General features: G+C 53.3%; 20 protein-coding genes. 9 read left to right on the forward strand and 11 right to left on the reverse strand.

The annotated features are described in order from the left end of the window. Window positions 1-277 precede the first annotated feature (277 nt). Window positions 278-1,975 (forward strand): ABC1 kinase family protein, encoded by a 1,698-nt coding sequence (locus KTT_RS08175; RefSeq protein WP_160145728.1) that lies wholly within the window; start codon window positions 278-280, stop codon window positions 1,973-1,975. A gap of 252 nt (window positions 1,976-2,227) precedes the next feature. Here the strand turns inward: KTT_RS08175 and KTT_RS08180 are convergent, their stop codons facing one another. Together KTT_RS08180 and KTT_RS08185 are read right to left on the reverse strand one after the other, a co-directional pair. Continuing rightward, window positions 2,228-3,028 carry an MBL fold metallo-hydrolase gene (locus tag KTT_RS08180; RefSeq protein WP_160145729.1) on the reverse strand — a complete coding sequence of 267 codons (801 nt, stop codon included), beginning with the start codon at window positions 3,026-3,028 and terminating at the stop codon, window positions 2,228-2,230. A 43-nt stretch (window positions 3,029-3,071) separates the two neighbouring features. Continuing rightward, the gene (locus KTT_RS08185; protein ID WP_126595509.1) at window positions 3,072-3,845 is read right to left on the reverse strand and encodes an NUDIX hydrolase; all 774 of its coding nucleotides are present in this window, start codon (window positions 3,843-3,845) and stop codon (window positions 3,072-3,074) included. 874 nt (window positions 3,846-4,719) lie between these two features. On the opposite strand from KTT_RS08185, the gene aroE reads away from it, so the two are divergent. Continuing rightward, on the forward strand, window positions 4,720-5,595 hold the full coding sequence (gene aroE / locus KTT_RS08190; protein ID WP_126595510.1) for a shikimate dehydrogenase: 876 nt from the start codon (window positions 4,720-4,722) through the stop codon (window positions 5,593-5,595). 20 nt (window positions 5,596-5,615) lie between these two features. Here aroE and KTT_RS08195 read toward each other — a convergent pair whose 3' ends face one another. Further along, complete coding sequence (locus KTT_RS08195; protein ID WP_160145730.1) at window positions 5,616-8,036, reverse strand: glycosyltransferase family protein; 2,421 nt, start codon at window positions 8,034-8,036, stop codon at window positions 5,616-5,618. A gap of 293 nt (window positions 8,037-8,329) precedes the next feature. Between KTT_RS08195 and KTT_RS08200 the strand changes: the two genes are divergently transcribed. Beyond that, the gene (locus KTT_RS08200; RefSeq protein WP_235845640.1) at window positions 8,330-9,244 is read left to right on the forward strand and encodes a fumarylacetoacetate hydrolase family protein; all 915 of its coding nucleotides are present in this window, start codon (window positions 8,330-8,332) and stop codon (window positions 9,242-9,244) included. Window positions 9,245-9,321: 77 nt separating this feature from the next. On the opposite strand, the gene KTT_RS08205 is transcribed toward KTT_RS08200, so the two are convergent. The 5 genes from KTT_RS08205 to minC all read right to left on the reverse strand — a co-directional run bounded on the left by KTT_RS08205 (window position 9,322) and on the right by minC (window position 13,788). Continuing rightward, window positions 9,322-10,278 carry a VOC family protein gene (locus KTT_RS08205; protein WP_160145731.1) on the reverse strand — a complete coding sequence of 319 codons (957 nt, stop codon included), beginning with the start codon at window positions 10,276-10,278 and terminating at the stop codon, window positions 9,322-9,324. Between the two features lie 109 nt (window positions 10,279-10,387). Further along, a complete protein-coding gene (locus tag KTT_RS08210) occupies window positions 10,388-11,101 on the reverse strand; it encodes an NfeD family protein (protein WP_160145732.1) in 714 nt (237 codons plus the stop codon). A 540-nt stretch (window positions 11,102-11,641) separates the two neighbouring features. Beyond that, a complete protein-coding gene (gene minE, locus KTT_RS08215) occupies window positions 11,642-11,989 on the reverse strand; it encodes a cell division topological specificity factor MinE (protein WP_126595514.1) in 348 nt (115 codons plus the stop codon). 22 nt (window positions 11,990-12,011) lie between these two features. Continuing rightward, window positions 12,012-12,839 (reverse strand): septum site-determining protein MinD, encoded by an 828-nt coding sequence (gene minD / locus KTT_RS08220; RefSeq protein WP_126595515.1) that lies wholly within the window; start codon window positions 12,837-12,839, stop codon window positions 12,012-12,014. Between the two features lie 124 nt (window positions 12,840-12,963). Then, on the reverse strand, window positions 12,964-13,788 hold the full coding sequence (gene minC, locus KTT_RS08225; RefSeq protein WP_126595516.1) for a septum site-determining protein MinC: 825 nt from the start codon (window positions 13,786-13,788) through the stop codon (window positions 12,964-12,966). 754 nt (window positions 13,789-14,542) lie between these two features. Here minC and KTT_RS08230 point away from each other — a divergent pair. Continuing rightward, the gene (locus KTT_RS08230) at window positions 14,543-15,496 is read left to right on the forward strand and encodes a phosphotransferase enzyme family protein (RefSeq protein WP_268904527.1); all 954 of its coding nucleotides are present in this window, start codon (window positions 14,543-14,545) and stop codon (window positions 15,494-15,496) included. 131 nt (window positions 15,497-15,627) lie between these two features. Continuing rightward, on the forward strand, window positions 15,628-16,452 hold the full coding sequence (locus KTT_RS08235) for an aldose epimerase family protein (protein WP_160145735.1): 825 nt from the start codon (window positions 15,628-15,630) through the stop codon (window positions 16,450-16,452). A 65-nt stretch (window positions 16,453-16,517) separates the two neighbouring features. Here KTT_RS08235 and KTT_RS08240 read toward each other — a convergent pair whose 3' ends face one another. Beyond that, the gene (locus tag KTT_RS08240; protein ID WP_126595519.1) at window positions 16,518-16,769 is read right to left on the reverse strand and encodes a hypothetical protein; all 252 of its coding nucleotides are present in this window, start codon (window positions 16,767-16,769) and stop codon (window positions 16,518-16,520) included. Between the two features lie 661 nt (window positions 16,770-17,430). On the opposite strand from KTT_RS08240, the gene KTT_RS08245 reads away from it, so the two are divergent. Then, complete coding sequence (locus tag KTT_RS08245; RefSeq protein ID WP_126595520.1) at window positions 17,431-19,833, forward strand: protein kinase domain-containing protein; 2,403 nt, start codon at window positions 17,431-17,433, stop codon at window positions 19,831-19,833. On the opposite strand, the gene KTT_RS08250 is transcribed toward KTT_RS08245, so the two are convergent. Beyond that, entirely contained in the window at window positions 19,827-20,627 is an 801-nt protein-coding gene (locus KTT_RS08250) for a hydroxypyruvate isomerase family protein (RefSeq protein ID WP_126595521.1), read from the reverse strand. The genes KTT_RS08245 and KTT_RS08250 overlap by 7 nt on opposite strands. Before the next feature lie 845 nt (window positions 20,628-21,472). Between KTT_RS08250 and KTT_RS08255 the strand changes: the two genes are divergently transcribed. From KTT_RS08255 to KTT_RS08265, 3 genes are all read left to right on the forward strand, one after another. Next, window positions 21,473-22,219, forward strand: a complete 747-nt coding sequence (locus tag KTT_RS08255; protein WP_126595522.1) for a sugar phosphate isomerase/epimerase family protein — start codon at window positions 21,473-21,475, stop codon at window positions 22,217-22,219. A gap of 170 nt (window positions 22,220-22,389) precedes the next feature. After that, window positions 22,390-22,731, forward strand: coding sequence for a hypothetical protein (locus tag KTT_RS08260; RefSeq protein ID WP_126595523.1), 342 nt, complete (start codon window positions 22,390-22,392; stop codon window positions 22,729-22,731). A 26-nt stretch (window positions 22,732-22,757) separates the two neighbouring features. Continuing rightward, window positions 22,758-23,981 carry a M48 family metallopeptidase gene (locus tag KTT_RS08265; RefSeq protein ID WP_268904528.1) on the forward strand — a complete coding sequence of 408 codons (1,224 nt, stop codon included), beginning with the start codon at window positions 22,758-22,760 and terminating at the stop codon, window positions 23,979-23,981. Here KTT_RS08265 and KTT_RS08270 read toward each other — a convergent pair. Further along, window positions 23,945-25,024: an LLM class flavin-dependent oxidoreductase gene (locus KTT_RS08270; RefSeq protein ID WP_160145736.1), complete on the reverse strand. Its 1,080-nt coding sequence runs from the start codon at window positions 25,022-25,024 to the stop codon at window positions 23,945-23,947. The two genes, KTT_RS08265 and KTT_RS08270, sit on opposite strands and share 37 nt — an antisense overlap. Between the last annotated feature and the right edge of the window lie 73 nt (window positions 25,025-25,097).

A 25,097-nucleotide genomic window follows, 5' to 3' on the forward strand; every position in this document is an offset into this window, starting at 1 on the left:
ATAAGGTATGGTATATCTGGTTAAAAAAAGAAAAAGATCATTAGCCACACCATAGCCATTACCTCTACATGATATGATGATTATCCACTATAATCAAACTCAGTCATCGCATTCCACCAGTATAATGCATAGTGGGCTACCACTCTACCCTAAAGCATGGCTCAAGCGTAATGATTACGTAGACCAAAGATTGGGACCGCAAAAATCTGGACGCATCCATGGTTTTTCGTCCACTGTGGCTGCTATAGTATGTCAAAAGGGTAAGAGAGGCGCCTTGATGCAGAGAAAAGTACCCCGAATCAATAGATTTTCGCAGCTTGTCCGCTCTTTTCGGGTGATCAGGCTGCTGCTATGGACCCTGTGGGTTATTTACCGTGAACGGCGTCGCGTGGTGCGAGCGCGTGAACGGGGCAATTATGAAGTACAACCGAATATCGAGGTCTTGATTGATGTGCTGGTCGCGTTTCGTCAGACCGCCATCAAGCTGGGCGTGTTGATGATCAAACTGGGCCAGTTTATGAGTACGCGCGCCGACCTGCTGCCGGAGCGAGCCCTGGCCGTACTCGCCTCCCTACAGGACGAGGTTCCTCCAGAGCCGTTTGAGCACGTGGAGCGGGCCATCGAGGCCGAATACAATAAGCCGGTGAAGGAGATCTTCAGCCATATCGAGCCCACCTGCGCGGCGGCCGCCTCCCTGGGGCAGGTCCACAAGGCGGTGCTGGCGAAGACAGGTGAGACGGTGGCCGTCAAGGTCCAACGTCCTAATATCGACCAATTGGTGACGATGGATCTCAATAGTCTGCGCTTTGTAATCTGGATCATCAGGCGGTTTGTGGATACCAACTTTATCGATCTGCAGGGCTTCTATCGTGAATTCCGGCGCACGGTCTATGAAGAGATAGACTTCGTGACCGAGGCCGCCAATGCGAAACGCTTTAAAGAGATGTTTAAGGATGATCAGACTGTCTATATCCCCAATATCTATGAAGAATATATTACGCGCCGTGTGCTGGTGATCGAGTGGATCGATGGCATTAAATTAAATGATTACGCGGCCCTGGATGCGGCCAAAATTAATCGCTTAGAGGTGGCGAGCCGCACCGTTAAGGCCTATTTCTATCAATTCTTTGAAGCAGGCTTCTTCCATGCCGATCCCCATCCCGGCAACATCTTTGTCAAGGCCGGATCTTCTCCTGATGAGCCGGTGGTGGCATTCCTGGACTTTGGCATGGTGGGATCGATTACAAAGGGGATGAAGCGCTCGCTACGCGATATCTTTATCGCCTTTATTACCCGTGATGCCCACATGATGGTCGCAGCCCTGACGCGGCTGGGCTTCATCGGCGAGGGCGCCAATCCTTTAGTGATCGAAAAAGCCATCGCCATGATCCTGGAGCAATACCATGGGGTGACACTGGGACAGATGCGTGAGATGGAGATGGACGACATCATGCAGGACATCGTCAACCTGCTCTATGGTCAGCCCTTTCGTATTCCAGCCCAGTTCGCCTTCACCGGGCGCGCCGTCGGCACCCTGGTGGGTGTCTCTACAGGTCTGGCCCCCACCTTCAACTTCATCGAGGTCGCGACCCCCTACGCGCGCTCATTTATGGGGCTGGACGCCAATTCGGCGCGTGAAACCATGCAGGAGGTCCTGACGCAACTATTGGAGAATGGCAAGGTCTTGCTCAGCCTGCCGCGTTCAGTCGAAAGTCTGATTACGCGCATCGACTCGGGACAGATGGAGGTCAAGCTATCTAATCTTCCAAATATCAGAGGCAGGCGTGGAAGGAATGCCAATGCCGCGGGAGTGGCTCTAGCCGCGTCTGGAGGTGGACGCATCGCGCTCTTTTTTATGTTTCTAGCTTCTATGGGTGGCGGCATCTACCTGACCAACCTGCACCTGGACGCCCCTGGCTGGTTCTGCCTCGGACTGGCTGGCCTGACCGCCCTCGGCACCATCCTCAAGCGCTAGCGATCCCATACGGGAGGTGCAGGAGGGCAGCTAGCCCTCCTGCCGGGGTGCGGGCGAGCATGATCCTAGCGTGCTCAAGTCCCCACTAATTCTCTCCTGCTTCTCGCCGCCGCAGGCGGGGTTTCAAAAAGCAGCGTAAAGTGGGGAGGTGCAGGAGGGGCTAGGCGCCCCTCCTGCCGGGGTGTGGGGTGTCCCCACTAATTCTCTCCTACCTCTCCCCGCCGCAGGCGGGGATACAAAAGGTATAACAGCTTAGCGGACAGGATAACAAATTGCATCATCGATGATAGAAGCCTTATGCTCCCGCTCAAGCTTGATCAGGTGGGCCTTCACCGATTGCATGGCCATGTTGTGCAACCGTTCATCCACATCCTGGTAGATCTGTTTCACGATCACCATCATCTCGACCCCTTCAGGATGTTGCCCCAGGACCGACATGATCTGCTCTTCTCGCTGCAGTCGATGGGCGATATAGTTGGCCAGCAGTGGCTGAGGATCGGTGATGCTCGGCCCATGGGCCGGTACTATCTCTTTCAGATCCATGCTCTGCAGGCTCTGCAGCGAATTGAGGTACGCCTGCATATCGCCCTCGGGGGGGATAATGACGACGGTCCCGCTTCCCGCCACCAGGTCGCCGGCGAACAGAATCCGTTGCTTCTCAAGGAGAAAGCACAGATGGTCAAAACGGTGCCCAGGGGTATGGATGGCGCGTAAACAGTCTTCTCCGGCCGGGATCTGGGTGCCATCCGGTAGCTCTTCATCGGCGCAGAGGACACCCTGGCGGCTGAAAGCATAGATGTGCATGCCCAGCCTCTTGCGCAACGCTTCCGCCCCTCCAACGTGGTCGGGATGTCCATGGGTAATCAGGATGCGACGAATGCCTCCCCTGGACTCACCGGCACGGATAATAGCCTCCAGGTGCTCTGGATCATCACAGCCCGGATCAATCACCGTCGCTCCCTCGATGCCCCCTCCTACAATAATCGTGTTGGTTCCAGCTCCAGTCATCATAGATGCATTGGGCGCCAGAATAGTTGTATATGCCGTAAGCATGGTAATAATTTCCATTCTCGCTCACTGAGCGTATTTCAGCTATCTATGCAGGCTCCTCTGGCAATAGAATCTGCGTCTGACCGTCTTTTTCTATCATTACGGGTCGCTGCGTTCGGACGTATTGCTGATCGGATCCCGCCAGAGCAACCCCTACCGTTGGGAAGACTGCTAGCTCACGCAGTTGATAGATGGTAGGAAACGCCAGGTCGAATGTTCCCGCCTCGTAACGGGCAAGCGCTTCACCCGGTCCGATCCATATGCCATCGCTCGTCTCTATGCGATCGTACATCGCTTCCTGTTCACCGGGAGCCTGTGCCAGGAAAAAATGGGTATCATAACGCCTGGGAGAAGCCTCGGGCGTGATCCAATGGGAAAAGTAGTGCAGTTGATCGCTGGCCAGCAGCAATCGTTCACTGCTTAACATCGCCTCCATTGAACCCTGCTGCTGATGAAACAGGCGGCGGTAATCCATAAAGCGAGGCAGCGACTTCTCGTCAATGGCCAGCATGCGCTGTTCGGCTGTATAAGCCAGCAGCACATTCGCCTCCTCGAACAATTCCCGCAGGGCCGCTACGCGCAATCCATGGCCCAGTTTGGTGCGCCCCTCAGGGTCGGCCACTGTTGTCTGAGCCGGCACGCATAGCCGGGCGGCAGCTTCAATAGCGCGATCCTCCTCCATCACCACGCCCCCAGGAAACACATAAACATCAGGCATGAAAGCGCTTTTCGCGGAACGCCTGACCATAAAGACTTCTAAACCACTCTGTGTATCTCGAAGCAGCATCACCGCTGCAGATGGCCGAGGTTGTACTGGCATCCCTGAAACTCCAATTTCTTCCCAAAAATTTCAACGGGCAATGAGAATGGGGCTGACTCCCGTCAGTCACCCTGGTGGCACGTGAGCGCCCCCGCACGCGCGGCCGCTCCGTTTTTTTGAGCTGGTGCATCGGTGGCGCATCCGCGCCCCCGATGCACCAGCGCACAACTGACACGTGAACACCTCAGGCACCTGAGCATCTGTATTGTGATGGTGTGGCAGGGGCGCATCCGTGCCACCGATGCATCAGCTCACAACCAACACGTGAACACCTCAGGCACCTGAGCATCTGTATTGTGATGGTGTGGCAGGGGCGCATCCGTGCCACCGATGCATCAGCTCACAACCAACACGTGAACACCTCAGGCACCTGGGTATCTGTATTGTGATGGTGTGGCAAGGGCACATCCGTGCCACCGATGCACCAGCGCACAACCAACACGTGAGCACTTCAGGCACCTGGGTATCTATATTGTGGTGTGGCAGGGGCGCGGATGCGCCCCTGCCACACCACAATACACAAGTGCGGCCGCGCAGCGGCCGCGCGAGTGGGGGCGCTCACATTCACCCCTGGTGACAGAAATAAGACACATTCTAAAAATATCTGATCTGATATATTCACGATACAATCACAGGCGCAAAAAAACAAGCGCCCCAAAGGAGGCTATTATCACCAGACCACTGCGTTATATATTGTAAAGGGACTACTTTTGGTATAATCTGAAAGAAAAACGATGGGCGATTTTCTGCTCTTTAGGGTCCACATACGACCAGGGTCACAATCCATGTATCCAGGCACGGTTAACGTCCTCATATTGATACAGATATACTATAGAAAAATGGTGCTGGGATGTCTATTGAGAAGCAAACGTTAATGCAGACAACAAAGCAATTGCATGTTGGGTTAATTGGAGACCCTGTGGCGCACTCTTTTTCGCCGCGCTTCCAGCAGCCTGCCTTTGATGCGCTTGGCATTCCTGCGCGCTACGAACTCTGGCATACGCCCGCCAGGCAGCTCATCGAGCGTATCCGCTCTCTCTGTGAGCCGGACTGCCTGGGCGCCAACGTCACCATTCCACATAAAGAAGCCGTCCTACCTCTGGTCGATAAAATTGATCCGCTGGCGGCTCGCATCGGGGCCATTAATACCATCGTGCATCGCGACGACTATCTCTATGGCTATAATACCGATGCGCTTGGCCTGCTTCATGCTCTCCATGAACATGGCCTGGGTGAAGTGGAGACATATAATGGTCGCGAACATATCTCACTGCGCGGCCATACCGCGATCTTACTGGGAGCCGGTGGGGCGGCCCGGGCCGCCGCGTTCGCGCTGGTAGATGCGGGCGTTGAGCAGCTTATCATCTTAAACCGCAATCTGGAACGCGCGCGCCACCTGGCCGCTGACCTGTTGCGCTCTTATGATCGTCCCATCTTTAGCTTGAATGATCCATCGTTCTTGATTCCACGCACGTCGTCGATCATCATCAATGCCACCTCACTTGGGTTGCATGAGGATATCAGTCCCTTACCGGTGGAGACCCTGGCCCAGTTTGATCCTGATACATTCATCTACGACATGATCTATAATCCATCGCAAACCTACCTGCTCTGCCAGGCCCGTCTGATGGGCTTCAATACAGCCAATGGACTCTCTATGCTTCTGCATCAGGGCGCGCAGGCCTTTACTCTGTGGACCAACCAGCCGGCCCCGATTGAGATCATGCGCAAATCCCTGATGATGGAGTGAAGCACCCCTCAGAAACATCATTATGCTGGAGGGATGGTTATATAGTGTACCGTGCCATTGTCATCAATGTTGAGCTGGTATATGGTACGTCCCGGAAAGGCGCCGCGCAGTTGCGCATACTGTGTGGGATCGTTGGCCAGCGCATAGATAACATCGCTGCGCAGGTCAGGATCGTTTAAAGGGAACAGGACGAGTTGATACAGGGTAAAGTCGTCCGTGACGACGATGGCCCGGCTCAGCTTTGGATGGTAGATGGCGTTCAGATCCACCTTGTAGCCGGGAGGCAGGCCCGTATAATCGCGATAGACAACCGTTTGACGTGGCAGATAATAGAACAGGTTGCAGGCTACCAGGCACACGATCAGCAAAACCGTCGCCACACTCAATGGGACTGAAATGGAGGCTGGCTGCTGCTGCCGCACCCGCCCCAGGTAAGAGGAAACCATAGCTCCGGTTTTCATGCCCAGCGAACCAAGCGTCAGGATGCCACGGGCGGTCAGGCCCAGCAAAAAAGGCAGCGTCTCAAAGAGGTAGCGAGGGCCTAGGTAGATACCATGATAAAAATAGCCAATATAAGCGCCCGCCATGATGATCAGACAAAACAGGAGCACCCAATCGACCAGCCGTGCCCGTCCGGTGATAAAGGGGAGGGGCACAAAAGCCAGCGTAAAATAAAATGGCCAGCCATAGAGATCGGTTGACAGGCTGGTTAAGAGCTCATCCAGATTAACCAGGCCAGCCGCCAGCGTATGCTGGCCATAAAAGCCGATACCCATACCAAAGCCCCAGCGATCAGGCGCATAAAAGAGGGTACGCGGCGAGGTCAGGGCATCGTGGGTGAGGTAGAGATTGTAGCACATGCTGACCGCTCCAAAGCAGCACGCCAGTCCCAGCACCATCAATGCCGGTGTAATCCATCGGCGCCAGGTGCGCCAGTTACGCCAGATGCGCGCCTGGTTAAGAACGATGCAGCCGATGACTACCAGGGAGATCCATAAGATGCCGACCAGGTCACGCGTGAGGGCACCCAGGCCAAAGCAAACAACGGCCAGGTAGAGATTCCATTGAGAGCGTCCTTCCTGCATAAAACGAAGCAGGGCCCACCATCCCCAGACCAGGTATAACAGGGCGATGGTATGGCTCAAATAGCTGGCGGACAGATAGCTATAGAAAGGGGAGAGCGTCCCCAGCACGATGACCAGTGTCGCCACCATCCGACCATACAGCTGTCCCAGCACCAGTCCACACCCCAGCAGAGCCAGGGTACCACAGATGGGCTCTATGACCCAGGGCATGCCGAGCCAGATACCAGGCATCAACGTAAGCGCGGTCCCTGGAGGATACTGCGCGAACCACTTTCCATCAAATTGCACCACGAAGGGGCCCGGAAAAAGTTTAGGCACAGATGGGAGTGGGGCAGCCAGTTGACCATGGGCATAGATTTTCGCGGCGAAAAGATACGCGTTCGCGTCATAGATATGCGGCTCCCCATGGTACTCCACCAGCGCGATCCATAGTACAAAGACCAGCGCGATCACCAGAAAGAGCAAGGCAACGGGATGAATGGCCGCCGTCAGCCCCTGCCAGCCACGCCGTATCAGGCCCGACTTCTGAACAGAAGAGGCTACGTACCCGTTCTCACTCGTGGGCCTTCTACGTCGCAGTCTGGACAGCCAGCGACCGGGAGCGCCATGCCACAGGCCCACGCTCAGCGCGTCTCCCAACAACACAATCACCAGTATAGCCAGGGCCCACAGGCAGGTACGTACCAAAAAGCTGATGATCATGGCGGCAAACGGCCAGGGATTTTGTGGAAAGAACGCTCGCGCGACCTCGGCATCCGCTCCCCCTATAGGATTCTGGGAACTTCGTGTAACGCGAATATAGCGATCGTTGCGATCCAGCGTGATATGAATGGTTGTATGATCAGACATGAGCACATTTATGGTGCGTGGCGTCTCTGGCCGCTGCAACTGTAGATGGACGTCGAAAGAGGACGCGGAGGGCAATGGAACAGACATGGTTGATGCGGGCCGCGCGATGGTGCGTATAATACGTTGAGCTTGCGCTATCTGAACATCACGCCAGACGCTCGTACCGTCGAAATCGCGCATCCAGGCCTGAAAGCGATAGTATGGGGAACTGGCTAGCTGCTCAAAGTAGGCCTGATTGAGCGTAAAATTATTGGTACTATCCGTACCATCTATCTGATATTCATGAACAACCGGGCTACCATTGGATAGCGAGAGAAAGCGCGGCGCGGCTACCGTACCCACCTTCAACCTGGAATCATCGACATCAACAGTTAACGTCTGGTGGCGCACCTCTAATGTGACAGGTACCGTCACCTGGTAGCAGGCTCGATCGATCAACACCAGCAGCAAAGCCAGTAATATCAGTCCACCCAACTTCCACCATCTATACGTAACAAACCACTTCATAACAAATCCATATCCCATCATACCAACCAGCCGTCGTTAATTTACACATGAATATTAACACATATATATTAAAAGTTATAGGTAAACCATAGGGCGCAATACGAGCATGACTATTATAAACATCACCGTGGAGCATGTCAAAGTCCTTCCGCATCAAGGCTTTTTAATATTCGTGTGTGGTGGGCGGCCGCCCACCACACACGAATATTAAAAAGCCTGCTTTCGCATCCATACAGAGGTGAATATTGTAGAATAATGGACAGAAACGAATTCCATTGAAGGAGAGATTTTACGTGAAACTGGTCAGCTTTTCCAGCCAGGGAAACACCACGATCCGGCCAGGCCTGGTTGTACAGGAAACCATTCTGGATATACCCGCCGCCTGCACGCTACTTCAACTCTCAAGCCCTGATTCCGTGCAGGGCATCATTGAACACTATACGACGGCTAAAGAGAGCCTGCAATCCATCATAGAAGCAGCCGAGCAAGGAAAACTGGGAGATGCCAGCTATGCTCTACGCGACGCCACGCTGGCCGCGCCGATTCCACGTCCTAGAAAAAACATTATGTGTCTGGCGGTCAACTATACCGAGCATGCGAAAGAGACGGCCGCCCTACGCGACCATGGTGGCGAGCCACCCACGCAGCCGGTCATGTTTACCAAAGCTCCCACGACCGTGAATGGACCCTATGGAGAGATCACCATTGATCCTGAGGTCTCCTCAAAGATCGATTGGGAGGTTGAACTGGGCGTGATCCTGGGCAAAACGGGCAAGAATATTCGCGAGGACAATGCCATGTCTTATGTTTTTGGCTATACGGTCCTCAACGATGTCACGGCCCGCGACCTGCAGTCGCGCCATAAACAATTTTTCAAAGGCAAGAGTCTCGACGGCTCATGTCCCATGGGACCCTGGATCGTCACAGCCGATGAGATCAGCGATCCGCACAACCTGGCCCTGCGCTTGCGCGTCAATGGCGAGATAAAGCAGGATGGCAACACGAAACAGATGATCTTTTCTATTCCAGATATGATCGTCACGCTATCGAGGGGCATGACCCTGGAGGCCGGTGATATCATCGCGACGGGCACCCCCAGCGGTGTCGGTTTCTCCCGCGTCCCCCCTGAATTCTTACAGCCCGGCGACACCATGGAATCAGAGATCGAAGGCATCGGCACGTTGCGCAATCCTATCGTAGCAAGCTAAAGTATCACCGCGCCTGGATCAACCTGAACAATAAAGCCCGGCGGCACGCGTTGCGTGCCGCCGGGCTTTATTGTTCATTACACCTGGGCTTCTTCGCGAATCCAGGAGGGGAGGACACCCCAGAGGTTCAACGCCATCACCCGTGTATGCCACAGGCGTGGCGGGGTCGTCACGTCACGATCATAATATTGTTGGATACCAGCGGATAATTCGACATGAATGCCATCGCTATCGGCGAAGCGCACAAACAGGTCTCCGCTGGTACCATGGCGCCCCGGACCCCATAGCAAAGGGATCTGATGCTGGCTCAACTGGTCAGCCCAGCGCAGCAGCTCATTGCCCTCGGAGATAGTAAAGCCAATGTGGTCGATGCCCGGCTTACCTTGAATAAACATCAGGGTGTGATGATTTTGATTGCAGCGCAACCAGACGCGCTCACGCAACAACCAGTCAGAGATATCGAAACCCAGGGCCTCGGTATAAAACTCGACCATGGTTTCCAGGTGGGAAGTATAGAGAGCGACATGCTGTAATGCCTGCGGGCGCCACATAGAGGGACGTCCGCCAAATGAGGCTATGAAATCATCGGGCCTGGAAGCAATCTCAACCCGATTGCCATCGGGATCATTGAACCAGAGCGTATCCCCCCGGTCGGAATCACCGTCGCGTGGCTCCAGTTTAAGATCAACGCCCGCCATCTTCAGGCGAGCGGCCAGCGCGGCCAGTTCAGCATCGCTATCGACCTCAAAAGACAGATGATGGAGAGGCGTTTTCTGAACAGGACGCCGCCCATTGACAGAGTTGGGGCGATCATCGTTAAAAAAACCCACGCAATGGGACTCTTCGCCCAGGCCTAAAAATATATTCGCCTCGTTTAATTCGTTATCCTCATCTGTCGCACTCTCAGATGTTGAGCGCACATCCAGCCCAAGGACTTGATGGTAGAAGCGTGCCTGCGCGGACACGTCTGTCGTCCATACGCCAACATGCGCCAGGCGCTTTACCTTAACCTTCTGTACCTGCTGGTTGCTCATAGGAGCCTCCTCACCTATCTGCTTGCTGATACTCGCACAAAATCTGCCTGCTATCATACTTCGCTCGCAGCAGCAGGTCAATAAAATACCCGAAGGTCATACATTCAGCTTATTCAGATACAGAGGTGTCCTTACGCTGCCCCTTTACATCACGCAGCCTGGCAATGGATCCGGTGGTTTGGGATTTGACATCGAGAAAATGCTTTACATTGGTAGATGATAGGTCGATCGTCTCAAGCACGCGCACCAGCGGCGTGGCCGGTGGCATAGGCGTGTCAGGAAAATTGAACAGGGAGGGCACCTGGGACTGAGGAAGACTCTGGCTACGACTCAAGGCTTGCAATGGCTGGCTCGGCTGCGATGCCGGAATGCCCGCGAACGATGATGTGGCGGACGGCATAAATGGCTTGATCGTCTGCTGCGTGCTCCGTTTCTGTTCACCACGCCAGTAATCAAAAATAGCGGTTGTTAACACACATAAACAGGCGAACAACGCAAACGTCACCCAGTGCGAGAGCAGCATAGCCCAATCATAAATGGCCGACAGCACAAAAGCGATTCCGATACACACAAACACAAACCCACCCTGAAGTAGTCGATTAAATGTCAGATAGCGAGACATCACATAGAGCACCTGAATGCGGAGAAGACCCAGCATATCAAGCCAGCTAATGCCAGTCATGATAATGAGACGGCGCTGCTGAGCAGCTCGATTTGTATGGACATAATGTTGGGCCGTTAATGGCCAGATAGCTTTGCTGGCACCACGATGCAATTGATAGAGCCTGCTTTGACGCATACGCCGCTTCTTTGGCTCTCGCATACCCCTACTCTCCACCATATACCTCGGTAATAATGATTGAAGCATAGCGACATTTCCTTTGATTGATCCCCAGAACCTTTTTGATTATTTCGATCAGATTAATAGTTTTGCGCGCTCTTCTACTATACATCGTGCCCGGTACCGTAAAGCTCAGTATTTCATTACCATGGTATTAACTTCCTACCTTATCAATAGGGTGGAAGCGTAGGCACGCAGACCGTATGGTGGTCAAATACTGTCCGGACAAAAGACCATGTTATTTTTATATGAGCAAAAGGAACTCAATAATCACGGCACCCATTATATGGCTTAAAGGGTAAAATAAAAGTTAAAAACATATAAGGATCGTGTTAAGAAATTAATGTTTGCCATACACTTTCTTAACCTTTTATAGATTCATTGCGCTATGGCTATACATAATATATGCCCATATGCGCATATACAGGGAGAGGGCGGAGCAGGAGGCAAGAGGATGAGGAGCATCCTGATCAAAGGGTGCCCCATATACAGGTATCACAGCGTTAGCGGCAGGTGGACAGCTTATTTGTGGTCGCTATCCGAAGTATCTACGTGTACGGTGCCACGGATGACGTTTGAATTAGGAGTATGGGAAGGAGGATCCCACTCAAACGTAATTTTCTCGCGCCTGATCGGCATGTTGGCCAGCAGTTTTTCCGCGCCACCCTCATGCGCCAGGTTGACCTGCACCTGATCTTCATCAATCGCCAGACGACGGGAGACGACCGACAGAATCTCCCCTCGGATCACCTCCAGCAATTCAGGGTTAAGCTTCAGGCGATCATGTGCCAGTACTACTTTTAAGCGCTCCTTGGCCACCTCACCAGGGGTTGGCTTTTTCTTGCCAACCATAAATTCAAAAACACCCATTATTTGCCCCCTCTCAAGAAGACTACGAACGCACAGGCTTCTCACCCAATGCAGGACCAAATCCCATTAAGCGCCGTAATCGTTCCAGCAGGGAAGGAGATTCTACCAGATCTTCCAGTGGGACCTCTTCTCCCAGGAGACGTTGAGCGACGTGCAAAAAGCCACGTCCAGCACGCGTACGCTTATCATAGACAGCTGGCTCACCTTTATTGGTAGCAACGATGATGGCTTCATCCTCTGGAATCACGCCTAACAATTCAATGTTGAGCACCTCCAGTACATCGGTGACATCCATCATATCACCACGCTTGACCATCTCTGGCCGCAAACGGTTAAGGATCAGGCGGGGCTCCGGCTTGCCAGCAGCTTCTACCAGGCCGATAATCCGGTCGGCATCGCGTACCGAGGCCATTTCAGGATTCGCCACAATGATAATCTCATCGGCACCAACAATTGAGTTACGGAATCCTTGCTCAATACCAGCCGGTGAATCAATCACCACAAATTCAAATTCCTGGCGCAATTGCTGGCAGAGTTGCTCCATCTGAACGCTATTGACGGCGTTTTTATCGCGTGTCTGTGCGGCTGGCAATAAATATAGTTCTGGCTGGCGTTTATCTTTAATGAGCGCCTGCCGCAGACGGCACTGGCCCTCAACAACATCTACCAGGTCATAGACAATGCGATTCTCTAAGCCGAGAACGGCATCCAGGTTGCGCAATCCAATGTCGCCATCAACAACCGCAACCTTTTTCCCTTGCATCGCCAATGCGGTCCCCAAATTCGCAGTCGTGGTTGTTTTGCCCACTCCACCCTTACCCGACGTAATGGTGATTATCCGGCTATCCATGCTATACTCCCTCTGAAGAACTTTTCAGGCTGCTGTATTGGCCCATACAGTCTTTTAGTATATCACGAACTTTTAATTGAAGTAGATGTGCATCATCCAACTTCACGAATACAGCAAACACGCATTATTTGCGGGGCGACCGTCCGCTTACCCATGTCTCGACAACGATCTGGCCTTCGCGGATGGTCGCGACCTCGGGCCTGGGCTGTGCTTCAAAACCTTCGGGGGGGCGAGAGAGGAGATGCGCAATACGCAATTGGACGGGCGATAACTGCAAGGAGCAGACGATTGCATTCTCATTATCTGGATAGCCAGCATGTACCATACCCCGCAATACTCCCCAGACGATGATGTCTCCACCGGCCACAATTTCTGCGCCCGGGTTGACATCTCCTAGCACTACAACGTTGCTCTCATGATGGATGGCCTGCCCGGACCTCACCGTACGCCTGATGAACAGGGTATCGGTCGATTCGCGAGCATCCTTGGCCGGTGTTTCGCGCACATCTTTTGTTAGCGGACCCGACACTTTAGTATTGAGAGACGAATTTGGGGATGGATTCAAAGGTGGATTTGAAGATGGAGTCGGTGCCGGTGTTGGCGGAATCTCTTTTGTCATTGGTCCGACCTCCTTGGTGACTATTCCTTCAATAGACGTATCTGGAATGGATAGAGAGATCGTCTTGGGGGCCTTTCGCTTTTCGGACACGGTTTCAACTGCGGATACAGACATGTGATAGCGAGCCAGTAGATCTTCCAGTTGCGAACGCTCGTTGGTGCGCAGTGAGCGATGTGTGGTGTCTACCGTCAGAGAGGCACCCCGAAAAAAAGCGGGCGATTCCGCCAGGCGATCAGCCAGCGCAGAGATCAAGTCACTGAAGGGAGTCTCTGGTTCTAGCGTTAAGAGCAAACCGTTGCGGGTACCTTTAATTGCGATATGTCCTGTCACCCTTTTTCAATCGTGCGGAACCCCCCGCCTTCCGACAAGGGGAGGATGCACGCCTCCTTTTTTCTGTCTTTCCTCGCTTCGGCGCTTCTCTATCCGAATTGTCTCCCATGCTTTTTAGTATTCGTATGCATCCGGAAGCTGGACGAATATAATGATACGGTAGCAGTAGTGATGAATAGCATACATATGGGTACATACATATGTACCTTGATATCATACAGTATAAACACCTGACTCTCAAAAGACAATAGGTCCTATTTGAGCATACAATCCCGGTGGCAGCGGGATTGTATGCTCAAATATCAGGAGTGCCTGGATGGCTGCTTTGTTGGCCTGCGGCCCTGACTCGAGCGCCTGCGGCGCTCGAAAAATCTTATTATTCAGGGAAGTTGTCGCAGGCGCGTTCCGCGCCTGCGACAACTTCCCTGAATAATAAGAGTGGTGGGCTTAAAGACAATAAAAAGAGTGATGGGCTTAAAGACGTGGAAATGGTAAAAGAGTGGTGGGCTCAAAGACGCGAAAAGAGTAGAAAAAAGGACAGTGCGTCCAGGGGTGCGGAGGTGTGGTAAGAGAACTTGCGATCAGGCTCAGATATGCGTACAATGCCAGCGTGACAATATTTTAAGAAATATGCGTCTGACAGCAAAGGAGGGATCAACTGGAAGAGCTTCTTTTTGGGCCGCGCGCCGACCTGGAACTGGTTCCCGAGCTGCTTGAGCATTATGCGCTCGGTACGACGTTCGCGGTTCGTGATCTGGGAGGCACCTATAACTTAAACGCCCTGTTGGATACGGAGTCGGGTCAGTATGTGCTGCGCATCCATCGCCCCTGGGTCACGATGCGCCGCCTGTCTTTTGAACATCAGACGAAGCGCCTGCTGGCCGAAGCAGGCTTTCCAGTCGCCCTCCCGATACCCGCCCTCAGTGGCGCGGACATATTATCTCATGAACAGCGCCTGGTGGAAATTGAGCCGTTTATTGCTCATGACGCTCCCACAAAACGCTGGGAGTATTTACCCGCGATGTTTACACTGCTCGGTGATCTGCATGCGTTTCTGGAAAAGCATCTTGTACCAGCCAACATTGTTCAGCCCGCCGTCGATAACTATGCCACCCCTGTTCAGATGATGGAGTGGATCGAGAGAACGGCGTCTCTCATCGAAAATTCACGGTCTGCGTATAAAATAGGAGAGGTGCAGCAGGCCAGCGAAATCTGCCACGTGGTTTTGCAGATGCTTTCTCAACAGTTGTCGTGGTGGTATGACGAGGGCCAGTATCTGCCGCGCCGTCCAACCCATGGTGATTATCGCATGGGCAATGTGCTCTTCCGTGGGGGTAGCGTGGCGGGATTGTTGGATTTCGATTTTCTGGATACGCGTGAACGCATCTTTGATCTGGCATACGCGATCTATTGGATCTTCTGGCTACAAGAGGATGTACGCTATCCCGAGCTCGCTCCCTGGCCGCGCGTACGTACATTGCTGGAAGCCTATAATCAGGCGACCGACCGACCTTTGTTGCGCGAAGAGATTCAGGCTCTACCGCTGGAGATGATTCGCATACCATTGTATTGGATCGCTGAAGCCGGTTTTCTGCCCGATCCCGTGCAGGCCGTTCTACAGCAAACGGATGCGATTGCCTACGCCCTACGCCTCTTTCAGCAGCAGCAGGCTCTGTCTAAAGCGTTCGCGCTGGACTGGAAAGCGTGAACACGCCAGGTAAGGCCAGCAACGATATCACAGGGGCCGCACCTGGCCAGGTGATAAAGCCAGGCAGGCTGCTCAATGGTAGGATGAAGAAACGGTACAGTTATTTACATACAATTGGAGTGGACAACATAATGACATTTACACAATTTCCGATGGAACGCGAAGTCGTGCTCAGCGCTGGAGATACAAAAGTCGGCGTGATGCCGGACATCTGTCTTGTCTCACATTTTCAGGTGGGAAACTGGCAGGTGCTCTATCGAGCCAGTGAGACCGGCAACATTAAACGCTGGGGAATGCCTTTGATGATCCCTAATTTTTCGCGTTTGAAGCAGGGCATCTTTCAAGAGAAGGGCACCATGCTACCCATCCATGGCTTTGGGCGCACCATGCCCTGGAAGGTGCTGCAGCAAGATGCCGCCAGCATTACAATTCAGCTTACCAACAATGAGCAGACCTATGCGCAATATCCCTACGAGTTCGCGTTTACCTCGCAGATCGTTGCCGGAGAAGGTACCCTGACCTACACGCTGACAATGGAGAATCGCAGCAACGAAGTGATGCCGATCGCACCTGGCTTCCATCCATACTTTGCCGTTGCCCAGAAAGACAAAACCGATATCACCATTGAGGGACTGCCCAACATAGATCCCCGGACGATTCAATGGGCGACGCAGCCACCGGATCAGCCCAATTCTTTTCCCCATAGCGTCACGGTCCATATGCCGCATGAAGGCGATCTGACCATTGCCGAGCAACCCGTGGAAGAGCGCTACTCGCTCTCCACCATGCAGGTCTGGTCCGAGCCCTCAACCGCGCCCGATCATGATTTCGTCTGCTTCGAGCCCGTGGTGACCAGCGAAGATGGTCTCAATCGTCCCGCTGATCGTCTCAATATCGCCCCGCGTAGCTCTCACCGACTGATCCTGCAGTTGAGCGCCAGACCCTACGAATCCTAAGCGCATAAGCGAGGAGGTCAGCTATGCTAGCAATAAATAAGCTGACCTCCCCCCACAGGAGCTTGTTAGCGCGTTTTCTGTTGCGTCCAACGCTTCTTGTAGAAGGTATAGGTCCGAGCCCCAGCAGCATCCCCATCCAGCACACATTCCTGCCACTCAGCTTCGATCCCCTGGGTACGCAACGCTCTGATGGCGACATTAATCAAAGCGGTATCCTGGCTGGTTTTTACCCCCACCAACTGTTCATCGCTTAACGTCCCCTCGCGCTCAACATCCTGAACCTGCGTTTTACCACGCAATACATAGTGAATAGACATCTTCTCATCTCTCCCATACTATCGTGCCGCCAGTCTATCCTCTCCTATCAGAAAAAGCCCGGACTCTATACGTTCAGCCCGGGCCGATAGCTCAATGTCAGCACTCATCTTAAAACAGATCAAATTTCGCCCCCTATCATAACACAGTCCCGGCCATACATACATAGAAAGTAGCAAACTTCTCTCGTGTTGATGCGCATGAGCGCCCCCGCACAGTCTCGCGCCTGCGGTGCTCGCACTTGTTTATATGTTGTGTGATGAATGATGCAAATGTGCGCAATGCGCACATTTGCATCATTCATCACACAACATATAAACAAAATTGTGCAGTTAAGGTGCTCAAGAGTTAGTTTTATATTGACGCATAGGCTGCGCTTGAGCGCAGCCTATGCGTCAATATAAAAAACAGTGCGAGCGCCGTAGGCGCGAGACTGTGCGGGGGCGCTCATGCACCCAGTCTGCGGCCCTCTATGAATATGCATGAATGCGCCAGGGTTATAATAGATATAGAAGTATTGTTTTTCATAAGGAATATCAATTTACTCTTTTTGATGCAACCGAAACGTTAAGGAGATATGGCTTGACGCCGAATATATTCCTTAGGTACCATACAGCAAAAGCAGATTATATGTTGGCAGGTAGCAAGTGAAAGGGGAGCTGGATGGCGATGATACCTTCGGAAGAACCACAGGTAGTAGAGGACGATCGGTTTGTCGGACACGTATTGCACGATGGCGAATATCACATCAAACGCTTGTTGGGACAAGATGCAAGCAGCAAACTATACCTGGCGGCGCATACAACGCTGGCAACTCCTCTTGCGCTCAAGCAGGTACAGGCTGATGGAGCTTTGCCAGAGAGCGTGGTAGATGAGTTAGATTATATTTTGCATGGCGGCGATATCTCCCGTCGCCCTTTTCCGGGGAGGGATGAGCAGGAGGTTTTTTTCCCGGTCACCGGAGGAACGCATACCGATCTTTTCCTGCGTGAGGCTCTATTGATGGCGCGACTACAGCATCCGGCCTTGCCAACCCTGTATGACTATTTCTCCGAAGATGGCTACTGGTACCTGGTGATGAATTATGTACCGGGTCGTACCCTGCGCCAGCAGTTGCAGATTGAGACCGCCTTATCTCCCCTGGAAGCACTGAGCTATTGTATGCAGGTGTGCGATGTACTGGACTATCTCCATCGCCAGGAGCCACCACTCATCTATTGTGCCCTGCAACCAGAAAACATCGTCCTGCTACCAGATAAATCTTCCATGCTCATCAATCTGGCCAACGCGCGCTATTTCAAGGAGCCTCCTTTTTTCAGCGAGGAAGAGCCAGGGACACATACCAGGTATACAGCACCCGAGTTCGCACCCAACGGCGCCTCTATCGATATCCGCGCCGACATTTACAGCCTGGGCATGATCCTGCAGGAGATGGTGCTAGGCACACATCCACAGGCCAGCACCGAGCCACGCGAGTATCCGCCGATGCCGGTCTCTACCATGCTCAATGGCATCATCAAGCTGGCCACGCAGGCCGACCCGTGCGAGCGCTATCAGTCGGCGCACGTTCTTTTTCTGGCTCTGGAGCGCGCCTATCGGGTCGAGGAGCGGCTGGACTACCAGCGCCGGCTGTTTGGACAATCGCTACAGAGTGATAAGATCAGGGTGCACGCGGAACAGCGATCCAGACAAGATGGAAGCGCTAAAGAAATGGGATCTGGTCAACATCATAATGATGAAACAGAGGTCGTTTTCAGCACTCGTGATCTCGAACAAAGACGCGCGGATCGCGAAATGCTCCAGCAGATACGGCGCGAACGCCTGGACCATGATCAGATGGAACAACAGTTCGCCTCGGTCGATGAGAGTTTACAGCGCCGATCCAGCATGAGCCTGTCTCAGCTCTCTTTACATACACTGGAGGGTTCACCAGCGCGCCGCAGGCGCAAGCCAGTTCAGATCCTGACGTTTCAGCGTGCGATTCAGATCAGTTTCGGACTGGCCCTGATGCTCTTCCTGGTCATGGCCTCACTGCTGCTCTATGCGCGCCTGCAGCCAGCAAAAGAACATATCCAGATCGGTTCTACCTCCGTCACCAGCGCCACCCATCCTCAGTCTGGAACCATGTCCAATGCATGGCTACGTCTACCATCACTGCCCAGGCCAGAAGCCGACACCGCGGCGGTCTATGTCGAGCAACGAGGACATCCTTACGTCTATGTGAATGGCGCCTATAGCAGTCCCCGGCATCCATCCTATGACCATGCCCTGTATCGCTATGATGTGACCGGTACGCGCTGGGAGGTAGCGCAAACCGCGTTCCCGGGCATGGTGAACAACGCGGCCACCGTCGACGAACGCAATACCATCTACTTTACGGTTGGTTATTCATCTGACAGCTACGATGTGCCTTCATTGCTCTACACTTATCAGCCAGAAACGGGGCAATTAAAAAAGATTATCCCGCCAGATCCGATCAGCATTGGTTTTGCCAGCGCGCTGTTCGCGGATCAGCAGGGCCACCTCTATCTGACGCAAGGCTTTAGCCATCCCGGCAACAGCCATGCGCAGGCAGGAACGGGCTGGTATCGCTATGATATCGCGACCACCCACTGGCAGCACCTGGCCGACCTGCCCGTGGGTCTGGGATACGTCGTCATCAGTAGCGATGAACAGGGACACTTGCTCCTCTTTGGTGGCTCGACCGACGCGGGCCAGCAGCAACAGACCAATAGCATCTATAGCTACGATATCGCGCACAACAGTTGGACCCAGGCTGCCACCAGTCTGCCCCAGGCCATTAGCAGTGCCTCAGGCTGCACTATCGTGCCCGGCAAACTGGCTTTGATCGGCGGCTTTGATAAAGCGCAGCAACGCGGCAAAGATAGCAGCTGGCTGATCGATACGCAGACGCTGCAGATACAGCCATTGATCCCCTTCACAGCCGGTGGATCGGTGCTGGGAGCCAGCGCCTGCGACGGACATGGTCATGCCTTTGTGGTGCGCGGGGCAGATGATCCTCAACTGCCCACACAGGACTTCTGGCAATTGCAGGTGCACTACTGATTATCAATCGGGGGCCGTATCATCTTCCATCCCTGGACCAGGCTGCGCTCACAGTCCGCGAAAGCGGCGCGCAAAGCCTGGAGAGGATCGCTCCTGGGAATAAACTCATGAGCGATATAGCCGCTATAGCCGGTCGCACGAATAGCCCGGTAGATGGGAGGATAATAGATCTCCTGCTCCTCGTCGATATCGTGGCGACCGGGATTGCCGGCGGTATGATAATGGGCAAAATAAGGGTGATATTGCTGGATGGTACGGATAAGATCACCTTCCATGATCTGCATGTGATAGATATCGTAGAGCAATTTAACATTGGGCGAATTCACCAGGTCGCATACGCGCACTCCCCACTCCGTCTTATCACACTGATAGTCTGGATGGTCCACCCGGCTGTTCAGGAGCTCAACAATTAGCGTCACGTTGGCCTCTTCAGCAGCCTGTGCCACGCGCCGCAGCCCCTCGGCGGTATTCTCCACTCCCTCTTCATCCGCCAGACCGGCCCGGCTCCCGCTGAAACAGATCAGGGTCGGGATATCCCATTCCTTTGCCAGTTCAAGGCTTGCCAGAATCTCCTGCTCGATGCGATCGTGCTGCTCGCGCCGATTCAGTCCATTCTCAATTGAGGTATGGCCACCGATCGATGCAATGCGTAAGCCCTGCTCTCTGGCCAGGGACCAGTATTGCCGATCGATCAAATCTACGCCCTGATAGCCGATCTCCGCGGCCGTGCGCAACAGTTTCTCAGGTAGCAACCCCTCACGAGCGAAACACCACCAGGCAAACGATTGCTTCATAGCATATCCATCCCTTCATCATGAACACAGAACTGCATAAAACATGCTATCCACAATTCCACCAATAAAAAGGGGTACGCCTCTATACGTACTCCTTTTTATTGTACATTATTTATTGTTTAGGTTTCGCGCCGGTGGCCCATGATCATCGCCTGCGGCTTGCCTGTGTTTTCACACCTACAGTGCTCAGAATGTGTCTGACTTCCGTCATATTGGGGCACCTGCGCGCCGCGCCCCCGCACGCGCGTCCGCTGCGCAGACGCGCTATTTTTGTGTGTTGGTGCAACAGGGGCGCGAATGCGCCCCTGTTGCACCAACACACCACTGACATATGAGCGCCGGAGGTGCGAAACCTCATACAGGCCAGATGATGATCATGAAAGTAAAACACGTTCTCAGTAGTCAGTTTTATATTGGTGCATGGCGCCAGAGATGATGATCATGAAAGTAAAACACGTTCTCAGTAGTCAGTTTTATATTGGTGCATGGCGCCAGAGATGATGATCATGAAAGTAAAACACGTTCTCAGTAGTCAGTTTTATATTGGTGCATGGAGTGCGCTGATGCGCACTCCATGCACCAATATAAAAAATCAGTGCGGCCGCGTAGCGGACGCGCGTGTGGGGGCGCTCATACATCCCCACAATGACGAAAATAAGACACACTTTCAACGCTACAGGACGTGTAGTCATTCATTTTGATCTATATGATAATATTTTTACTCACAAACGATTACGCTACGAAAGGGACCATTGTTCATTCCAAAGGTGGTATACTACTTAGGTAAGTTGGGGCAATGAATGAGCCTTACATCACCTATTCATCATCAGTAGTAGGGAGTTTTCATGACTGACACTATCGCATTGCAGTTGTATACCGTACGTGATGAGACGGCGAAAAACTTTAAGGAGACGCTGCGCGCTGTGGCGGAAATCGGCTATCCGGGCGTCGAGTTCGCTGGCTATGGCGATTTTAACTCGAAGGATCTGGCCGCGGTCCTGGCTGATTTTGGGTTGAAGACGGTTGGAAGCCATGTGGGTCTGGCCCTGGTTGAGAAAGACATCCAGCACGAAATCAATTACTGCCTGGAGATCGGCAGCCCTTATTTAATTATTCCGTGGATCAATAAAGATCTGCTGGCGCAGGAAGAATCTTTTAAGAAATTTGCCAATCAGTTGAATGAGTATGGACAGATCTGTAAGGATCGTGGTTTGACGCTGGCTTATCATAATCATGATTTCGAGTTTGCCCAGGTGGATGGCCAGTCGCTCCTTGAGCGGTTGATCGCCTCGACAGACGCGAATCTGGTGAAGTTTGAGTTGGATACGTACTGGGCCGCGTTCGCGGGAGTTGATCCGATCGCCTTCATCAAAAAGCATAGCAATCGCATTGCCACCCTGCATCTGAAAGATATGACGCCTGATCGTAAATTTACTGAGGTCGGCGCGGGCACGCTGGATATTGCTGGCTATATCGAAGCCGGACAGGCTGCTGGCGCCACCGCATTTATCGTTGAGAATGATCAGCCCGCTATCCCGTCTCTGGAGAGCGCGCGCCTTTCATTCGCGGATTTACATCGCAGTTTAACATAGAACTCTCAGAGGTGTGCATAGGAAGGGCCGCACCTGACAGTGGCCCTTCCTATGCCCTGGATCCAACACCCACGCCAATGGATGCGGTTCTCTTGTATGAATCTTTGGTGCGATAAGGATGTCATTCCAGTTCCACTGAGTTCTGTTATCCATCAAGAGGAGAGCTTAGCATGACTGACCTGACAGCTGTACCAAACTTTGATGAAGTCACCATCTTTATTAAAGAGCGTGTTGAAGCTATGCGTCTACCAGCCAGGCAATGGGCTGACCTCGCCCGGCTAGCGATTCAAGGGCTTCCACATGATGCTCATCGGCTGGCAGAGCTGGAAAACCGCATCAATGCTATCCGCGCGGAGCTTCGCCGCGTCGTACTCGCCGCCTCAGAACACTTCTCAGAAGAACAGCTCAATGATCTCCGCAAGCGCGTCGGCATGAGTAAATCCGCCTGGCGTGCCGCCAAATCAAAGCGCGCCGTTACGATTAAACATGGTTTTTCCCTGGTCATCTATTGACCGTTGGTGCAGCGCTACTCGTTGCCTTGCCCGATCCAAAGGAAGTCACTGGCATGGAAATTGATGTCGAACGACAGCAAAAAGCGCGTGAATATGCCCGCACGCGCCGCCGCATCTCATATATTAGCATGGGCATCGGAGTACTCAGCATTCTGATCGTGCTGGGGGCAGGACTAGACAAATGGTTCCGCGATCTCATTCAAGGTGCTGGCAGATGGCTGCCGCTTCTGAACTGGCAGCCCAGAACGGATTGGTTCCCCTGGCAGATCGTGATCTATTGTATCTTAATCACTATACTCTACGAATTACTTACCTCTCCCTTATCATATTATTCCGGTTTTGTGCTGCCACATCGCTATGGTATTTCGGTGATGAGTCTACGCGCCTGGTTGCGTGAGGTGGGAATCGGCCTGGGACTCAATCTGCTGCTGGAGGCGGTCTTCATCTCGCTGGTCTATGCCTTGCTCGCTTTTCAACCGCAGTTGTGGTGGCTCTGGGCAGCGTTAATCATCCTGTTCTTCTCGGTCCTGATGGCCAATCTGGCTCCCGTCCTGATCTTCCCACTGTTCTACAAATTCACGCCGCTACCAGATGGTGAGCTGGTACAGCGCCTGTTGAGGCTGGCGGAACAGGCCAATACACGTGTCAAGGGCGTTTTTTCGATGCAGATGAGCAATAAGACGACCGCCACTAACGCGGCTTTGATGGGCCTGGGTAATACGCGGCGCATTGTGCTGGGAGACACGATGACCGATCGCTATACGATCGATGAGATCGAGGTGGTACTGGCCCATGAACTGGGACATCACGTGCACCACGACATCTGGAAGCTGATCGCCAGCCAGACTGTATTGATGCTGGTGGGACTCTTTCTGGCCAATCTCGTTTTCCACCAGGTCGTCGATCAGCAACACTATTATCGTTCGCTGACCGATCCCGCTACGTTGCCTTTCTTCTTCGCGCTGATCGGCGTGTTCAGCTTTATCATCATGCCGCTCAGCAATGGCTTGAGCCGCAGGATTGAGTACCAGGCAGATGAATACGCGCTGACCTCCACCCATAAGATAGAGGCGTTCAAGGGGGCGATGAGGCGCCTGGCTAATCAGAATCTTTCAGAGCTTGAGCCGGCGCCTATCGTTGAGTTTCTCTTCCACTCACACCCATCGATCAAGAAGCGTCTGCAACATGCCGATGAGTTCGCGAGTCGTAGTGGCTATACAGCCAGTGCATCTTTAAGCGCGGAAAGTTGAGCGGCCGCATCATCAACTGAGCCATCGGGCATGGACAGCAGCGGTTCGTCCACGCCCATGGCCGCCCAACTGGCTAATTTATCTGCACATTCGCGTGCCGTCCCGATAATGGTGGTCGCCTCCAGTAGTCGTGGACTAACCGCCTCAACTGCTGATTTCATGCCCTGCTGCCAGCCCTCCTGCACAGCCAGCACATCCTCTTCAAAACCATTGCGGCTCAGCATCTGCGCATAATACACCCCCATCTTCCCAATATAATAGGCCAGAGGAGAGGCAGCTTTAAATGAGGCCGCCTGGTATTCGGCCTCGCTGGCACCATCGGGCAAAATGACGCTGGTAATGTAGGGAGCGATGGCCGCGCTGTGGGCCGGTCGATCCGCGGATAGCGAACCGGCATCTAGCTGCTCACGCAGCGATCCCCAGCGGGTCGCAGGCCAGTATACCGGCAAAACACCATCGGCGATCTCGCCCGTTTGAAAGACATTTTTAGGTCCCATGGCCGCGATATAGATCGGTAGATCTGGGCGCGTGGCTTTGAAACGCAGCTTGAAACCGCGCTCCAGCTGGAATATCTCCCCCTTATGCACCAGCTTCTCACCATGTAAAATAGTACGGATGATCTTCACGTATTCGCGCGTGCGCTGCAGCGGCTTCTCAAAGGACACGCCATGCCAGTGCTCGATCACCTGCGCGCCTGAGGGTCCCAGCCCCAGCAAAATACGGCCGCCGGAGCGCTCATCCAGCGTGGCAACCGTGCTGGCGATCACCGCAGGAGTACGTGAGTAAATATTGGCGATCCCAGCCCCGATCTTGATCCTCTTCGTGGCTCGTACCAGGTCAGCCATCGAGGTAAAGAGTTCGTAGCCCCATGATTCACCCAGCCAGACCGAATCGTAGCCCAATTCATCGGCCACACGTACCTTTTCTACCACCTGATCCCAGGCGGCCGGGAAATTGGGGGAGTCCGCCACCAGGCCGATGCGGGAACGATAATCGGGTCTATTGTGTCCGGCTTCATTGCCTGTTTCGCTTGTTGTCGTCATTGCTCGCGTCATTCCTTCCATAGTGTGATTTTGCATAATGCATATGGGTATACACATCTATTATAGCTCATGA

This window comes from Dictyobacter aurantiacus, assembly GCF_003967515.1.
GTDB lineage: Bacteria > Chloroflexota > Ktedonobacteria > Ktedonobacterales > Ktedonobacteraceae > Dictyobacter > Dictyobacter aurantiacus.

Bases quoted from the DNA above. Each gene is read 5' to 3' on its own strand.
- KTT_RS08175 (WP_160145728.1), top strand. From the start codon at position 278: ATGCAGAGAAAAGTACCCCGAATCAATAGATTTTCGCAGCTTGTCCGC.
- KTT_RS08180 (WP_160145729.1), bottom strand. From the start codon at position 3,028: ATGCTTACGGCATATACAACTATTCTGGCGCCCAATGCATCTATGATG.
- KTT_RS08185 (WP_126595509.1), bottom strand. From the start codon at position 3,845: ATGCCAGTACAACCTCGGCCATCTGCAGCGGTGATGCTGCTTCGAGAT.
- aroE (WP_126595510.1), top strand. From the start codon at position 4,720: ATGCAGACAACAAAGCAATTGCATGTTGGGTTAATTGGAGACCCTGTG.
- KTT_RS08195 (WP_160145730.1), bottom strand. From the start codon at position 8,036: ATGAAGTGGTTTGTTACGTATAGATGGTGGAAGTTGGGTGGACTGATA.
- KTT_RS08205 (WP_160145731.1), bottom strand. From the start codon at position 10,278: ATGAGCAACCAGCAGGTACAGAAGGTTAAGGTAAAGCGCCTGGCGCAT.
- KTT_RS08210 (WP_160145732.1), bottom strand. From the start codon at position 11,101: ATGCGAGAGCCAAAGAAGCGGCGTATGCGTCAAAGCAGGCTCTATCAA.
- minE (WP_126595514.1), bottom strand. From the start codon at position 11,989: ATGGGTGTTTTTGAATTTATGGTTGGCAAGAAAAAGCCAACCCCTGGT.
- minD (WP_126595515.1), bottom strand. From the start codon at position 12,839: ATGGATAGCCGGATAATCACCATTACGTCGGGTAAGGGTGGAGTGGGC.
- KTT_RS08235 (WP_160145735.1), top strand. From the start codon at position 15,628: ATGACATTTACACAATTTCCGATGGAACGCGAAGTCGTGCTCAGCGCT.
- KTT_RS08240 (WP_126595519.1), bottom strand. From the start codon at position 16,769: ATGTCTATTCACTATGTATTGCGTGGTAAAACGCAGGTTCAGGATGTT.
- KTT_RS08245 (WP_126595520.1), top strand. From the start codon at position 17,431: ATGGCGATGATACCTTCGGAAGAACCACAGGTAGTAGAGGACGATCGG.
- KTT_RS08250 (WP_126595521.1), bottom strand. From the start codon at position 20,627: ATGAAGCAATCGTTTGCCTGGTGGTGTTTCGCTCGTGAGGGGTTGCTA.
- KTT_RS08255 (WP_126595522.1), top strand. From the start codon at position 21,473: ATGACTGACACTATCGCATTGCAGTTGTATACCGTACGTGATGAGACG.
- KTT_RS08260 (WP_126595523.1), top strand. From the start codon at position 22,390: ATGACTGACCTGACAGCTGTACCAAACTTTGATGAAGTCACCATCTTT.
- KTT_RS08270 (WP_160145736.1), bottom strand. From the start codon at position 25,024: ATGACGACAACAAGCGAAACAGGCAATGAAGCCGGACACAATAGACCC.